The sequence below is a fragment of the Ruegeria sp. C5 genome, from assembly GCF_056537605.1.
Genome location: NZ_JBQFRX010000011.1, coordinates 1 through 15954, shown reverse-complemented (window position 1 = coordinate 15954; position 15954 = coordinate 1). Strand labels below are relative to the sequence as shown.

11 protein-coding genes and 1 pseudogene are annotated in these 15954 nt (G+C 51.2%); 2 read left to right on the top strand and 10 right to left on the bottom strand.

Annotation, left to right across the window (positions count from 1 at the left end):
• Positions 1–41: 41 nt before the first annotated feature.
• A complete protein-coding gene (locus ACR0AW_RS20735; protein ID WP_170734199.1) occupies positions 42–1430 on the bottom strand; it encodes an AAA family ATPase in 1389 nt (462 codons plus the stop codon).
• Between the two features lie 420 nt (positions 1431–1850).
• Here ACR0AW_RS20735 and ACR0AW_RS20730 point away from each other — a divergent pair, with 420 nt between their 5' ends.
• Positions 1851–2870, top strand: coding sequence for a replication initiator protein A (locus tag ACR0AW_RS20730; protein WP_170734198.1), 1020 nt, complete (start codon positions 1851–1853; stop codon positions 2868–2870).
• 658 nt (positions 2871–3528) lie between these two features.
• On the opposite strand, the gene ACR0AW_RS20725 is transcribed toward ACR0AW_RS20730, so the two are convergent.
• Positions 3529–4524 (bottom strand): glycosyltransferase family 2 protein, encoded by a 996-nt coding sequence (locus ACR0AW_RS20725; RefSeq protein WP_170734197.1) that lies wholly within the window; start codon positions 4522–4524, stop codon positions 3529–3531.
• Between the two features lie 414 nt (positions 4525–4938).
• Positions 4939–5052: pseudogene (locus ACR0AW_RS20720) on the bottom strand (IS5/IS1182 family transposase); the annotation flags it as partial.
• 449 nt (positions 5053–5501) lie between these two features.
• On the opposite strand from ACR0AW_RS20720, the gene ACR0AW_RS20715 reads away from it, so the two are divergent.
• Positions 5502–7064, top strand: coding sequence for a sulfatase-like hydrolase/transferase (locus tag ACR0AW_RS20715; RefSeq protein WP_170734196.1), 1563 nt, complete (start codon positions 5502–5504; stop codon positions 7062–7064).
• 394 nt (positions 7065–7458) lie between these two features.
• Here the strand turns inward: ACR0AW_RS20715 and ACR0AW_RS20710 are convergent, their stop codons facing one another.
• From ACR0AW_RS20710 to ACR0AW_RS20680, 7 genes are all read right to left on the bottom strand, one after another.
• Positions 7459–7602, bottom strand: a complete 144-nt coding sequence (locus ACR0AW_RS20710; protein WP_170776420.1) for a hypothetical protein — start codon at positions 7600–7602, stop codon at positions 7459–7461.
• A gap of 1113 nt (positions 7603–8715) precedes the next feature.
• A complete protein-coding gene (locus ACR0AW_RS20705) occupies positions 8716–9636 on the bottom strand; it encodes a glycosyltransferase family 2 protein (RefSeq protein ID WP_170734194.1) in 921 nt (306 codons plus the stop codon).
• 110 nt (positions 9637–9746) lie between these two features.
• The gene (locus ACR0AW_RS20700; protein WP_170734193.1) at positions 9747–11210 is read right to left on the bottom strand and encodes an O-antigen ligase family protein; all 1464 of its coding nucleotides are present in this window, start codon (positions 11208–11210) and stop codon (positions 9747–9749) included.
• A 62-nt stretch (positions 11211–11272) separates the two neighbouring features.
• Entirely contained in the window at positions 11273–12157 is an 885-nt protein-coding gene (locus ACR0AW_RS20695) for a glycosyltransferase family 2 protein (protein WP_170734192.1), read from the bottom strand.
• 74 nt (positions 12158–12231) lie between these two features.
• Positions 12232–13770 carry an MATE family efflux transporter gene (locus ACR0AW_RS20690; RefSeq protein ID WP_170734191.1) on the bottom strand — a complete coding sequence of 513 codons (1539 nt, stop codon included), beginning with the start codon at positions 13768–13770 and terminating at the stop codon, positions 12232–12234.
• 3 nt (positions 13771–13773) lie between these two features.
• Positions 13774–14937, bottom strand: a complete 1164-nt coding sequence (locus ACR0AW_RS20685; protein ID WP_170734190.1) for a class I SAM-dependent methyltransferase — start codon at positions 14935–14937, stop codon at positions 13774–13776.
• Positions 14934–15954: class I SAM-dependent methyltransferase (locus ACR0AW_RS20680; RefSeq protein WP_480776508.1), on the bottom strand; the 1021-nt coding region annotated here is incomplete at its 5' end. The genes ACR0AW_RS20685 and ACR0AW_RS20680, both read right to left, overlap by 4 nt.

The window sequence follows — 15954 nt, the reverse complement described above, 5'->3', positions numbered from 1 at the left end:
GCTTCTCCTCACATGCCCTGCAGTGTCTTGTCCCGGGATCGTTATTCTGCCGCCTGTTGCGCTACCAGTTCATCCCGCCGCCATACACCGATCAACAGTCGCTTGAATGCAGCATAGGTCGCGTCGAATGTTTCTCGACCGCGAGCATAGGTTTCACGGTTGAAATCGCGGTAGTCAGCTTCATAAATCCCGCTTACCTGTTCGCCAGCTTGCCCGATCAAGGCGGTAAAATCCTGTCGGTGCGGAGAAAGCGTTTTACCCAGATAGGCCTGCATCAGAGCCGAAAGCTCCCCTTGCTGCGCTCCGTCATATCGGGTGATAACCGCGCGGACGGCATCCCATTCGAATGCCATTTCAGGTCGCCCCAAGGCTCGGGCTGCAACATTCTCACCATCTTCTATGCTGGCAAATGTCGAATGCAACATGTCGAAGAACCGCCCTGTAGAGTCAAACTCCAGAAAAGAGGCCCCAAGCGGTACCAGCAGAATATCGGCTGCCGAGAGGCCGTTTATAGTCAGATAGCCCAGGGCAGGGGGGGTATCTATGAAAACGAGATCATAGTTCTCCAGCACGCCATCTGCAGCTAACCGGTCGCTAAGAGCGTCCCAAAGTTTCCACCCTCTCGCCTGCATGCGCCAGACCGGGATCTGGAACTCGGCCCAGTACAGGTTCAGCTGTGCTCCGATCAGATCGATATTGGGCCAGTGGGTTTTTTGGATGACATCTTCGGCTGTCATTTCCAAAGCCCCACTCAATGTGTCGTCGAGCGGCTGCGGCGGGTCCCCGCGATCCAAGCGCCGCTGATTTTCTATGCGCAGATATTCACCGTAGTGACGGGCCAGCAAGGGAAAGGCTGTTTGCCATTCATCTTCGACGTGACCACTGAAGATCGAAGTCATTGAGCCCTGACTGTCGAGATCGACGACAAGTACTTTGTACCCATCAAGCGCCGCAGACATCGCCAGATGCGCCGCAGTGGATGTTTTACCTACGCCACCTTTGAAGTTGGCCACGGCAACCAATTTGGCGGGCTGTTTCTCCGGCCGATACGGCAGGTAGTTCTTTGACTTTGAACCTTGCGCACCGAAGAACGCACGCAGGCGCAACACCTCCTCCAGACTGAACCACTTGGCCCCCCCTTCGGTCTCGGATCGCCCTTGGGGTAGATCAGGGTTTTGCTTCAAGACGCGGCGGAAATGCGCTTGGGCAACAGGGATCAGATAGCGGGTGATTTCCCAGGTGGAAAACAGGCGTAAAGACTTATGTCCCTCATCGTTCAAACCTCGACTCGCAAGATCGGCTCGACCTTGAGCGCAGGCTTGAGCGATGGATTCAAAACCCTCTGAGCCTGTGGGTAAGTCCAAATCGGCAAGCGCGGAATCTGGATCAATATTGAAATAGGGGGGAGGGGAAGTTCCATCCTTAGCCATGATGATTACCGCCTGATGTATCGCCTTTTTCCCATAATACGCAAAAACACAGCACATGAAAGAGAAATGCGCACAACGTCGATTTTTCTAAGCAAAATAAGGGGGTAATGGTGCGAATATAGCGCATTTTAGGATGCTGTGGATTTTCTTTTTAAGTTATTTTTGTGTTAATTATAGTTATAGGGTCCTCATTGACCAGAAATTATCTTTAAAAATCAGGTAACTGATCTACCTTTTTCTTTACATACTGACTCTGAAACCCCGATAGAATGACTCCGATCCCCCGATCTGGTGACTCTGAACCCCCGTTGTGCGGACTTGTGGATAACTCTACGATAGGTGTCACTAAAACCACGAAAAAACGAGTCGGATAGCAGTTCGACACGAAGGCTCCGAAAGAGAGCTGCAGGAAAGAGGGCCATGGGCAGGGCAGTCACAGATACGGTCGGAGGGCTTCTTCCAGACCGCAGGCAGCAGGGCGATTTCTTCGTCTGCGATGTTTTCGATGCGATTCCCAAGGATGATCTCGCCAGTATGGAGCACCCGCTGTTCTCGCTGGCGACCCGTCCGGATCGACGCATTCTGGAATACCAGCACAACGGCGTGCAAATCACGGTGACGCCGTCGATCAAAGGGCTGGCGACGATTCATGACAAAGACATCCTGATTTTCTGCATCAGTCAGCTTATGGCGGCGATCAACGCCGGGCGTACGGTTAGCCGAACGCTGCAGCTGAAGGCGCATGATTTGCTGGTGGCAACCAACCGTGAGACCAGTGGTGACGCCTACCGGCGGCTGCGCGAGGCTTTTGAGCGGTTGGCGGGCACTCGCATCACCACCAACATCGTCACCGGAGAGGAAGAGACCACCAGGGGTTTCGGTTTGATCGAAAGCTGGGAGATTGTGCGCAAAACCCGCGGAGGCCGGATGGTCAGTGTGGCGGTGACCCTGTCTGATTGGTTATATCGGGCGGTGTTGTCGAAATCCGTGCTTACGCTGTCGCGTGATTACTTTCGTCTGCGTAAACCTCTGGAACGGAGGATTTACGAGTTGGCGCGCAAACATTGCGGGCGTCAGCCTGGTTGGGCGGTTTCGGTGGACACGCTTTTGAAGAAGTCAGGCAGCGCGTCGCCGCGGCGTGTTTTCCGAAAGATGCTCCGCGATATGATCGAGGCGGACCACTTGCCCGATTACGAAATGCGCGAGAATCCGGGGGATCTGATCCGGTTTACTCCGCGTGCAGGGCTGATTGAGCCGGACATGCCTCCGCCGGTATTGGATGCGGAAACCCTGAAGGAGGCGCGCCGTCTCATGCCCGGTGTTGATGTCTACGGGCTGGAAGCGGAATGGCGCGGGGTCTGGGTCCGGTCAGGCACGCCACGGTTGCGGAAGCCGGATGCCGCGTTTCTGGGTTGGGTGCGCAAGCGGGCAGGGGGGTGATTTAGCAATGTATCCTAAACCTAGGGACCAATGTAGCTTTGCTACACCTTGACTGCGCGATCATGTTCGGGATGGCGGCGGCCTTTTTACAATTGCTCCATCAAGGTCTGGATATAGGCATGATAGGATTTTACAAGTGGATCGGCGTTTTCCAACGCTCCCGTCGCGAAATAACTTTCCCATTCTCGTGACGCTCCTTCCTGGACGTCATTTATTCGAGCGACGCGTGCCTAAACTCAGCTCTTTTCTCTTCTTCAGTTTGGCTCACGCGTTTGTCCTTCAGAAAGCGGAGTCGCAACCAAACCACTTGTTCTGCCATCGTTCTTCCTTTCTATCATTGAGCCTGCCTATGCTGCATTATGATTTCCGCTACGGTGTATTTGAAAATATCCAGATATCGAGCAATCCAGCGATATGATCGTCTATCAGCAACGGCTTGGATGACATGCAGGGTGAGTTTGTCAGTTTTTTGGCGTTTACCCGGCTGTCGACCGATTTTCTTTCCGCGTGCACGAGTGGCTGCCAGACTGGATTTCGCGCTGGCTGAGCAAGTCACGTTCAAACTGTGCGATCCCTGCCATCATCCGGCCATGTGGTTCCTCAGTTTTCCTGAATATAAAAGCGGACCACTTCAGTGGGGGAGGATTAGTAAAACATATCAGTGAATGCGAGTCTTGGAAAATGCACGTTTCTGATCTTCCGGCGCAATAGTGCTTCTTATTTCCCTTGGGGGCGTTAAGCCATTCAAACCACAAAATGCGGCCCAAGCTTCATGCCATGAGCCAATCAGAATCAATTTCCCAACGCGTGACATCGAAATCAACCAAGAAACTGGCAGCGCCATATACCGAAACCGGCGCATAAAACGCATTCGATTGCGGTTGTTAAAGTACTCTGAAAATGGGTTCGGTCGCCGCGCCAATGTGCCTGATCCAATGGATGTGCCACCATGATGGAGAACTCTAGCCTCTGGACATAAGACCAAGGATAGAGTTCCGCGTCGTACTGCCCAGTCTACTTCTTCATAATACAAAAAATAGTTTTCTTCCAATAAACCAACTTGATGTATAAAATCACGGGAAACCAACATGTTGGCTCCTGAAATGTAGTCGATCTCCTCTGCACTGGGAAATGCGGCCTCATCTTCTAGTTTTCCTGAGTTGACGTTATGACAAATCCCAGACCAACGAGAGATGCGGCCACCATCAGACTGAATGCGCCGTGGGCAAGGTTCGTGGTGAAAGATACGTCCGCCCATAATTGAGAATGACTCTGTTTCGGACGCACATCGTGCATAGTGCTCAGCAGTGTCAGGAAGTGCTTCACAATCTGGGTTGAGTATCCAGAATAGATCAATGTCAGGATCTTTCAGAAGAAAGCTCAACCCCGCATTAACACCGCCCGCAAAGCCCAGATTACCACCAGTGTGTAATAAGGTAACAGTTCCCTGATTGTCCTCACTAGCAGGTGTTGCTTCCGCCAAATGAAGTGCGTTTTGCACTGCCCAATCGCGGATCACGTCAACAGTCTGATCTGATGAGTTGTTGTCACAGACCACAATTCGAAGATTAAAATGGTTCGATTTTTTCAGGCTGTCTAAACAACCTACAATCACATCTGCGGATCGAAACGTTACAATAATTACGCCAATCATTAATCAAAGGACTCCTGTCCGGTCACATTTGATGAAAACATGATGCCGTGTTCCTTTAAAGTCTAGTGCTATACATTTGTTCCTAAAATCTGACGTTGAGGACAGCGGCGATTGATGAGCTTCATGTCAACGCTTCGGCTCATTTATCATAGAGTGATACTATACACTTCCGTTTTATTGTGAGCGTCAAGTTTGGATGTAGCCTTACATATCCACTATTTTGGCTTGCCCTGCTGGACAGGTTGCTATTTGAACTGAAGCGGCGATGCTTCCTCAAAATTAAACTACTCTACCTTTTCGCTTTCGAATGACGTGTGCTTGGCTCTGCCAGGGTTGCAATTTGCGACAAATCGGAAACAACCTCTTTGTGGTGCCGTGATTGTTTTGCGAATTTAGGCTCAGGACTCATGACCATTAGATGGCAAGAACTGAGAGAGCGATGGTTGACAGGCGGATCTGTGGATATCTGTCGTATCGGGTAGCGACATGTCGCCAATCCTTCAGTCTGCTAAGCATGATCTCGATACGCAGCCAAACTCATCAGTATCCCAGCGAAGATGCCTTTATTGCTTCACCGTTACCAACGGTTTTGGAAGATCTTATGTGGGCTGCACTCTTTCGGTGCGTTGGACCATCATAAACTGTTGCGATTGATGAAAATAATACTCACCCACCATACACACGAGGCTAGCCATTTGACTTGAGGAAAAGATTCCAAACGTGACATCTGCCCGCCGCTCAGCTAGAAAAGGTCAGACATGTTCACCGCCTGTTTTGGATGCGACGAAACACGCAGCATAGCGAAGATAAATAGGTCCTGACCCTAGAGCCTTTCCTCTAAAAATATGCAAGAAAGCTGTTTCGCCTGAGGGAGTTGTTTTCAATTCTCCTTGAAATCTATCCTTCAAAAGACTTAGATTCATGCCGTGTAGTACCAAATTTTGGTGTCTCCGGTAACATTTGTACGAGAAAGATCTTTGACCAAGCTGTTTCTATTGTTTTTATACATCGCTTTGCCTGCAATAATAGTAATCGGCCCTGTTGTTAACTTAGGGCCCGCAGCAAGGCAGAGCGGATTAGAGTGGGCGGCGTCTGTCACCTTTATGACGCTTTTTGTTGCAGGGATGACTGAAACACGCAACGTTGTTCGCGCTGCGATAGCGGGTTTGGTGACCATTTTTACCTTTATAAATCTTTCACTTACGGTGTCATTTATAATACAAGGAACACCTTTCAATGATGCGTTCTTCTCACACATGGATCTCACTACTTTGAGAATTGCATGGCAAACCGATACCCTTCGTTTATTAGTCTTATTTATTTATATAGTTTTAGGCCCATTTCTTATATGGTGGATTACGAGCGCCCCCAACATTATAAGCCAATTATTAAATCGAACCTCTAAGAATTTTATGCGAGCGTTTCTCGTATGCAGTTTGATTTTATGTTTTGGGGTTAATTATCCAATCTCGGCCTTTACAGCACATCATCGCACGGTGGCACAAACGTCGTTACGGTTGGAAGCTGAAATCAAAGCGCTCAAGCTGCGGTCTGCACCCGTTTCGATTGAGATTGATCAGCCGAAGAACTTAGTTTTAATTTACTTGGAAAGCATGGAGCAGACCTATTTCGATGAAACGGTGTTTCCTAGCCTTCTACCACAGCTTAGCGCTTTGCGCCGTGATGCAGCTGTAGTCTTTACCGATGTACGTCAATACCCTGGGACTAGCTGGACGATTGGCGGCATTGTAAGTAGTCAATGCGGTGTTCCCTTGCTGAGTCAGCGCCATGGCAACAGTATCTTGAACGAAGTAGATAATCCCTTCAAAGAAATAACATGTCTTGGTGAGTATATGACGCGTGCCGGATACCGCACCGCATATATTGGTGGCGCATCGCTGGATTTTGCCGGAAAGCGTCATTTCTTCCGCGACAATGGTTACGATAGTGTCTTAGGCATTGACGAACTGCCTAACTCTGCTGGGCACAGCTGGGGCATGTACGATGCCGACCTTTTTAAACATGCCACCAGGTTGTTTGATGGCCTTAACAGTGCCGACGCGCCATTTCTCTTAACTGTGTTGACCCTTGACACTCACCATCCATACGGAACGCCTTCACCGTCGTGTAAGTCATTAGGGGATAACGCACTCTTAATGTTGGAAGCGTTGCATTGTTCCGATCAACTCGTCTCTGAGTTTATTCGCCACATACAGAAGTCAAACAATGCAGAGAACACAATAATTGCTTTGATGTCGGATCATTTGTTGATCCAAGGCAAAGCTAAGGAGCTGCTTTCTGAATTGGACAGGCGTATTTTTTTCATGATTATAGACCCCTCTCGCACAGGTGAAGTTCGCGACGGTCCAGCCAGTCACTTTGATGTCGCACCTACTTTGTTAGAAGCTATTGGAATGCGTGGTGCAGAATTCGCATTCGGCCAGTCATTACTATCTCACCCAGAGGGGCGTGTTAGCGAGCGTAACTTAACAGAAAACGATTTTCGTCCATTTACAGTAGAAGCTTTGACTGGGGAATGACAGTGAGCGACTCGGCTCCCTGAAATCAGGCATTTAGAAGTTGGTGATCCATCCAAGCAAAGATGGACTATGAGACACAGATTTAGCGAGGAGCAGGTCATTGGAATGATCAAGGGGGTGGCTTAGACTTTTTGGGTATTGCGGTCAGCGCTTTGCCTTCCACCTGTTCAATCTTTTTCTCTTTGGCAAGGTCAGGCTTTGGCTCAGCCGCAGGTTCGGTTTGTTTTCGTTTGCTCAAATCCATCGCGGCGGCATCCGCAATGCCGCCAATGCAGGTGAACTGCTTTTCCAAAGCCTGTTTGCCCTTTTGAGTACCGGCTGACTACGCGATGGACTGGCGGGTAAACATGATGCGGAATTTCTCTTTCGGGTCCGTGGTTCTGCCGATTTGCTGCTATGTCGCTTCACAGGATCTGTAAGTGACCATGATGGGCTTGTATTCTGCCGATGGGCACAGCATCATGTCTGCAACGGCCATAGCCATCGTAGCGGTCATGCTAGGCTCGCCCTTGGAGTTTACAGCGGCATAGATTTTCAATTTGGCCTCCGGGTCTGCGCCCGAAAGCCACACCACGTAGAGGCGCGCCACCACCGGGCTCGCGATTGCAAGTTATCGCGCGACCCGTCACCCGCGCTGATCCCAACGCTCTTGCTTTTCTAAGCAATCATCAAGCACCAACCACCTAGAAAGCCAAATTACTATTACCAGCAGACATTTGCCTCGTGCCATATGGCAGCCGCCAAAAAGTAAAATGCCGCGTGCCAAGTGGCAACGCCCGGCGACCAAACGGCGACAGCATAAGGGCATTTGCCAGGGGCTGGACGCCATGCGGCAGTTGGTGATCGGCCGGTGGCAAACGGTCGTGCCTCGTGCTACAGACCGTCCACATCCTATGCTTACTTTGCGGGATAATACAGATTGTGCTATCGACAATCTTTTGGAATTGCAGTCGGCTATCATTTCAACTTAAAAATGAATCTACATACGCGCGGTGTGGCGAAGCCACGCACGATTTCTGATCGTGGAGAAAGCACCGATATCAAAAGGCGTACCTAAATCAGTCACGACAACCATGCGCTTTATTAGGACGAATTGGCGTTCCTCAAGCAATACGGAAAAGTTATGCAGCTGCGCAATGTGACCGGACTGGTGCTGTCTGTATCCGCGTAGCCTTTGGTATTCGGTCAAAAGAAGAGTTTCGAACCCAGTAATTCAAAGAGCACTTGGCTCAGCTGGTCGGTATGGCGAACAACCTCAACCAGTTGACCGTGCCGCCAATGCCAGAAAATTGCGGCTCACCAAGCGCACCGAGGATCAGATTGAGGCCATGAAGTTCGAGATCCATGTGTTAAGCCAATTGTTCGAAGACTATTCCGACGCCGCGCATGAGCGATCTTTTACCAGTGCATTAGAGATAGAGCGGCTTGCGGAGAAACAGCGCGCGGCGCGTGTGTCACCAAAGGTGAAAGTTAACTCATGACCAGCCTGACCGCCGCATAGGCGCATATTCTGTTGACCGGCGAGTACAGGTGGCTAAAACGATAGCCAATCCAGCTTAGCGTACCATCCTGCCCCTACCGGTTCAGACCCTAAGGGGCACGAAGCCAGGGTTAAGACCCAGGGGCTGTGCCGCAAAAAACGTAAAAAAGTTTATGCTCTGAATAGAAATAATGACACCCGAGAGCGTAGTAACTTAATAAATTTTTGAACCGCCAAGGAAAGGCTTGTGCGGAGGTGCTTGCGAACAGAAAGAAGCAAAATCCCCCGTGCAGTTTTTCTTTTCCCCAAGCGCCACATTATGCCGGAAAGACTAAATAGGTTTTTCGCATAGGTGTCAGGGTATGTCTCCAAAACAGATTTATTTTTCTTTATTATTCTAATGAGGCCAAGGCCTTTTTTACGGGGGTTTTTTGAGATACTGTCTTCAGAAATAAAGGCAACCACGACGGGCTCGGTGTCTTCATAAATGAGGGTGTGCTGCGCCAATCTTGACGTAAACTCCCAGTCTGCGTTGGCCTTTGCACAAGGATCGAACCATCGTATATTTGGAAAGCAATTCCTGCGAAACATCGCATTCTGCAAGCTAATTCGGTTTTCTTCTAAGAATCTCTTAACTTGGTCTTCGGTAAGTTTTAGGCACCGCTGCGGCGGGGGCGCGCAGGTAACCTTTCCAGGTCCGTAATTGTGCTCAGAATCTCGCCCATAGAGTATCTTTGATCCAAATACTACACCGACTTCTTCAGGAAGTTTTTCGAACAAGGCTAATTGTTTAGCGAGTTTTCCGGGCAGCCAAAGATCGTCACTATCTTGGAAGGCAAAAAAATCACCTTTGGCCAAGGCTAAACCTGTATTTCGAGCCGTGGAAGCTCCTTCATTATTCTCATGTCGCACATAACGCACCCTATCGTCATTCAATGATTCGACAATTGACATTATGTCTTCGCTGGACGCGTCATCGACAATTATCAACTCTAAATTTCTAAAAGACTGTGATAATACGCTTTCACTGGCTGCTTTTAAGCTCTGGGATCGATTATAAGTTGGCAGTATTACAGAAACAGTAAAATTCATTGTCTGCTCCAGAATTTGGAGGCTACTTTATGCACCTCACGGGCTTTATGATTTTCTGCAGCTAACTCAGAGTGGTCACGTCGCATAAGTGAAATTACCTCTTAACAAATTTAATCGAAATTCTTGGTTTTTTTTTGTTCATTAGGCCGAAACCTGGAATACAGGATTTTTGACCTGTCCCTCGATTTATTGGCTGTTGCTTGATTTGAAGCTTGGGACTTTCCAGCGGATTCATATTTTGACTGTCTGAGTTTGTTTCTCGGGTTTATCGGATCGCTCGGAGTCGGATCGCAGCGGCTTTGTTCGCTTTTTTCATTTAAGAACCAAGCACCACTGCCTAAGAGGAAAATAAACATCACATAAATATCTTTCCAATAGTGGACGGTCCAGCCCCCTAGGTAGAACCCAACCAAGCAAATTAAGTACCCTTTTCGATACTCTGATATCCTGCGCGGTAAATTTTTTTTGAACGCTACCAAAAGAAAAAGAGACCAAAAAGCAAGCTGCAGTAGAAGTGCGGAAGGTAATCCATGACGCACAGCCGGTACTAACCAAAACATGTCCATACTTGAACTCATCCAGTATGGGCGTACCCAATCATTTCTACCGATCCCAAAAAAAGGATGGTTTTCAACCGACATTGTCCCAAACTTCCAAATCCTTATTCGATTTGTCGCTGTGCTGGTATTAAATGCAAAATAGGAGATGAAAATTTCTGGGGTAGATCGATTTGCAGCAATCTCAATTGCTACAACTATTGACAAGATTCCGCCGGACAGAAGTTGCCACTTACTTTTTATAGAGGCCAGGGCTTTATCCCAGCCAATCAGCAAGATCTGTGCAACAAGAGATGTAAGTGGCCCCGATGACAATGATAAAATGGCAGTGAACGTCACAAGAGTTGTTTTGTAGATCCGACTCATGGTCTTCGATCCATAGCCAAGTACGTAGAATACCAATGCTGGGGTGCTGCCACAGAATATTCCAAACAGGATTGGGTGAGAGAAGATAGCTTGCACTCGATCAAATCCCCAGCGTGGTTCTTTTGGAACAGTATCATGTGAACTGCCAATCTTGTTGGCTATTTCCAGCAAGATATTTGTAGATGTTATTGTCTCATACACGGCAAAAGGCAGTAGTAGCGCCACCAGCCTAAACAGAAATCGTACCAACGCGTAGAAATCGTCAGCACTCGAAATACAGCACCGGGCAAGTAAATAGGCTCCCATTGTTTCTAGGAATGCGATGCCACCTGCTTCCAAAGCTACGTTGGCGCCGTGAATCTTGAAAAAGCTCAATACGCCCCACAAGCACATTGAAATGAGAGCTATATCAGCAACTCGTATAGGGCCAGCTCGACCTCGAAGCCAAAATAGAAAGGATGGAATGAACGTGACGAGCAAAATAATTCTATATGGAAAAAGTTGAATCGGGCCCAATTGTAGAAAAAATGGAAGCGTCAGAGATATGAGAAAGAGACGCACAGGCCATAATAGCCGTGGATGTGAATTTGCGACCACGTCAGTTCTTGAATTAGATTGACTTGGTGCCTGTGCTGATGTTTCAGCCGCCATTATGACGTTTTCCTTCTGACACTCCCAATCTGGTTTGACTAACCTATTCCAGCCAAGTCAAGTCACGAAGTGCGACGGCGTAAAATAAGCCCACCCAGAGATCGTAAGTCTCGTATCCAGATTTTATGATACTGTACCGCCCAGCGAAACGTCATCACAACAGCTTTCACTTTGGACTTTAGTGGAAGCTCCGTGCGGGATATCGCCTTTTGATGAGCCCAGAATTGTTGAGCATAGAGTGTCGGGATTACGCTGTTTGTGCTTGAATCGAACCAAGTAGCTAGGTGTTTTCGGCTGGTGATGCGCACTGATCGGTTTTTGTGATCGCGCCATAAAAACAACTCATCGGGTACATATTCCAGTCGGCCATTCAGGGCGAGTTCTGCTAGAAGGGCCCGGTCTGAACCTACAAAGGGGGCAATCGCTGGCGTGTTTTTAAGTACATCCAGTCGCATCACTCCGAAGACGGTCAAACAGGAATGATTAAGGGCCATAGCTCGTGAAAACCGAGTCACCGGGTCGGGTGAATTGAAATTCCATTCTCGTGTATAGCTGCCTGTTACAGCGCCAGTGTCATCAATACACTTGGCGCGAGCCTGAACCAAAACAGCCCCGGCATCTTGTTCAAGTATGTGGACGCATCGTTCTAGATATTCCGGTTCGCAGCCGTCGTCGTGAGCCATCCATTTGAAGTAAGTCCCGTGAGCCCGTTCGACACAGAAATTAAAGTTACCTGCCGCCCCTAGATTCTTTTCCTGTCGATAGTAAGTGATCCGGTGGTCGTTTTCTGCGAAGCGGCGGCAGATCTTTTCGGTTCGATCAGTCGAAGCATTGTCGGAAATCAGGACGTGAAAATCAGTATAGGTTTGGTCCACGAGGCTTTGTAAAGCGGTCTCGAGAAAATTCTCGCCATTATAGACGGGCAATCCAATAAAAACTGTACTCATTACATTTTCTCCTAGAAGCAGGCCCGGTGCAGAAGCTCCTTTGGTTGCTCTCTTAAACCCAGATTATGGCATCATCACGAGCGTCGTAGAATCTTTCCTAGTTGCTGGCGTTCTTTTTGGTCTAACCCCCAACTGTACAATATGATCAGATACACCGCCCCACCTGCGAAACTGTAGGAAAACAACTCAACCCAGCCCTCGGGTACCCGAATTAGTCTCAACCCTGCCCAGACAACCGCACCACAGGCGGCGGGCATGAGGCCCCGCACCAGCACGCTCCGGGCAAATTGTCCGAATGGGACATCGATTAGCTTCAGACAAAAACTCCAGAAATAGGTCAGTTGGGCAAATATTGTGATCAGTGTCAGCGCCGCAGCCACACCGATGGCACCAAAACCGAAGACTTTGAGAAAGATCAGCATCAGGAAAAGCCCTGCTAGTTGGAACAGGAAAGCCGGTAAGCAGAATTCACGTACCTTGGCCATTGCCGTTGAAGTGATAGGCAATAGCACTGTAGCGTGCGAGAATGGGAAAATGATCATGAAGAGTATGATGACCATGCTCGCTTCGGCATATTTTGAGCCAAGATAAAGATTGATGAAGATATCCGCGTAAATTGATAGGGGTGTTGCAATGGCCATCGAGGCCCAGAGCGCATAGCGCCCTCCTCGCAGCACCGTCGAAGCCAATCTCTGGCTATCCTGCAGCGCATTCATTGCCGTGATTGCGGGTTGCAACGGTGAGGCAGCTAGGCTGACTGTACTCTGCATCTGGCTGAAAATAGTCGCGCCAATATGGTAACTAGTAACGCCGATCGGGGTGCCATAGAGGTTCAGCAGCAACGTTGCTGCATTGGTGTACATGATCGCCCCCAACCGTCCGACCGTGGTCCACATTCCAAAGGAAATCAGTTCGCGCGCTTTGGCTGGGCTGAACAGCCCCCGCTGCACCCGCAATTCGGGGACCAGTTTGAACGATCGCAGCAGGACAACCGTTGTAAAGACCACTTCGGAGACGAATGTCGAGACCACAACCCAAAGCACCGAAGCGTCGATCATCAGAAGCAAAACCACGACTAGCGCCGCGCGCAGCAGGTCTCGGGCGATCTCAAGCGATTTCAGTTCTACGTAGCGCTGTCGTACCAGATAAGCGGTGCTGAACGGGATGATGACCATCTGCGCCGCAAAGCTGGTGACCAGCAGGGTTAGCATCAGGCGCGCATCCCAGACCATCTCGGGGATGATATTGAATACCTTTTCGATATTGGCGGCAAAGATCAGCCCGGCCGGGACAAAAACCGCGCTGGCCAGCAGCAATGTCGGGAACAGAGATGATACGATTCGCCGAACCTCGGTGAAATCGCCCTTGGCATAGGCGTCTAGAATGTAGCGGCTGATCCCGCCCGAAAAGAAGGAGAAGAACAGCGGCGCAAAGACCATCAGCGAAGTGACCACCGGCAGAACCGCGAATTCCGCAGCAGGCAGGCGCGCCAGAAGGTACTGATAGACCCACATCAGCACCAGGAAGTTCACGATTTTGGCGGCCACCGAGCTGAGGGAATTGATCGCGACCAGTTTTTTGGAAATGGCGATATTCTTGTGCTCGACCGCCATGTCCTATCCCGCGATGACGGCGAAATCCGGATTCAGGCCCATGCTGCGCACCTGTTCGGTGATCTCGGCCTCGTAAAGCGCGTTTGAGATCAGGACCAGATCGGGGCTGACACCGGGCAGGGCCTCGGGGGCGATCACCGGCAGGGCGACGCCGGGGGCCACCAGCCCGTGTTTGCGCGTGTTCAGATCGACCAGCGCCGCCAGCGGTCGGGCCGCGTTGCCCAAGGCGTTGGCGAATGTGATCCCCTTGGACCCCGCGCCCCAGATGACCACATTGCCCTCGAACCCGGACAGCCGGTCGCGCCAGAGATCCAGTTCCGCAGTGGCGGCCTGGCCAAAGGCATGGGCGGCGCGGGCGATATCGGCGGCCCCGGGATCCAGATAATCCGGCTGGGGCGCGGCAGGCCGGGCCTCGACCATCAGGAATTGCTCACCATACCCGGCGCTGAGCGAGATCGGCTCGAACCCGGTGCGGCGGAACAGGGTGGTGATGGCAGGGGCGCTCCAATAGCCCACATGTTCATAGATCACGTCCCACATGGACACCGCATCCAGCATCCATCCGGCATTTGGCACCTCGAAATAGATCGGTACATCGCGATCCCCGATGGCGCGGCGGATATCGGTCATCAGCGGCACCGGCGCATCCACATGTTCCAGCACATGACGGCAGAGGATGGCATCAAAGGGCCGGTCCAGCTGATCCGAGCGGAAATATTCACCCACAATCTCGACATTGTCGCGGGCGGTAAAGGGGGTCTGCTGACCGTCCATCGAGGGGTCGAACCCGGTGGCGGTGGCCACGCCGTATTTGGCCATCAGGTCCAGCATATGCCCGTCGCCGCAGCCGATCTCGACCACATGTTTGCCTTTCAGGCCGTGACGGTCCACCAGACCGGCGGCCAGCTCTTCGGCAAAGGCCTGGAATTTGGGCGAGAAATGCAGCGCGTTCTCATAGCCCGGCGCATAGACCATGCGCGCGGGATCAAAAGCACCGTTCCAGATGAACCCGGTTTCTGGGCAGAGCTTCAGATCCACCGTTCCGGCAGGGGCGGCGCGGGCGGCATCGGCATCAGGCCAGAGCTGGTTGCAGATGACCGGCACCTGATCCAGCCGAAAGATGTCTTGCGCGTTCTCGGCGGTGCAGAGGGGAAAGGTTATGGTCATACCGCCACAAGCTCCGGGTTCAGGCCCATATCGGCCAGTTGCGCGCCAATTTCAGGCAGGTAGATCGGGTTCATCACAATCACCGTGTCGGGCGGGGCGTCTTTCAGGCTTTCAGGGCTGGACACCAGATGCCCGGTGCCCGGCAGGTATTTGCCCTGCTTGAACGGGTTGATGTCGATGACCTGCGCCACCTCAGCCCCCAGATCATTGGTGGTCAGGAAGGACACACCCTTCGAGCCACCGCCCCAGATGGCCACCCGCTTGCCCGCACCATGGCGCGATCGCACGAAATCGGTCCAGTGGGCGCGGATCTCGGCCACTTTCTGCGGGAAGGCCGCAGCCAGGGCGCGCACCGCGTCCAGATCATCCTCTTGCGCCAACACCGGACGGCTTGCTGCCGGCTCCGCATACTGGATGATATATTGATCGTCATAAGCCAGATACAGCTTGGTCACATCGAAACCGGCCCGCCGGAACAGCCGTGCATGGCTGCCTTGGGTGAAATACGAGCAATGTTCGAAATAGATGTCCCAGAACGCGCCTTCCGCAAGCACCCTGTACACATCCGGGGTCTCGAAGAAGACACCCACATCCGAGCGTTCGCCGATCACCTGCGCGATCTCGTTCATGAACCGGCCGACCTCGGGGATATGTTCCAGCGTGTGACGGCAGGCAACGAAATCAGGGGTCTCGGCAATGGTGGCGGGATCGAAATATTCGCGCTGAAAGGTGATCTCGTGACCATCCGCGCCGGGCAGGCGTTCGGGGATGAAACCGGGATCGACGCCCAGACCGATCGTGCTGGTCTGATCCGCCAGCTCCTGCAGGAACTCGCCCTTGCCGCAGCCGATCTCCAGCGTGCGCTTGCCCTTGAGATCATAAAGCGAGGCCACCTCGGTCGCCAGCTCGCGGGCAAACCGGTTGAACGTGCCGGAAAAATGCTGGCTTTCCTCGGTGGTCGAGGCGTAATCGACCTTGGACAGATCGAAAACGGAATTGAAGACAAAGCCGCAATCG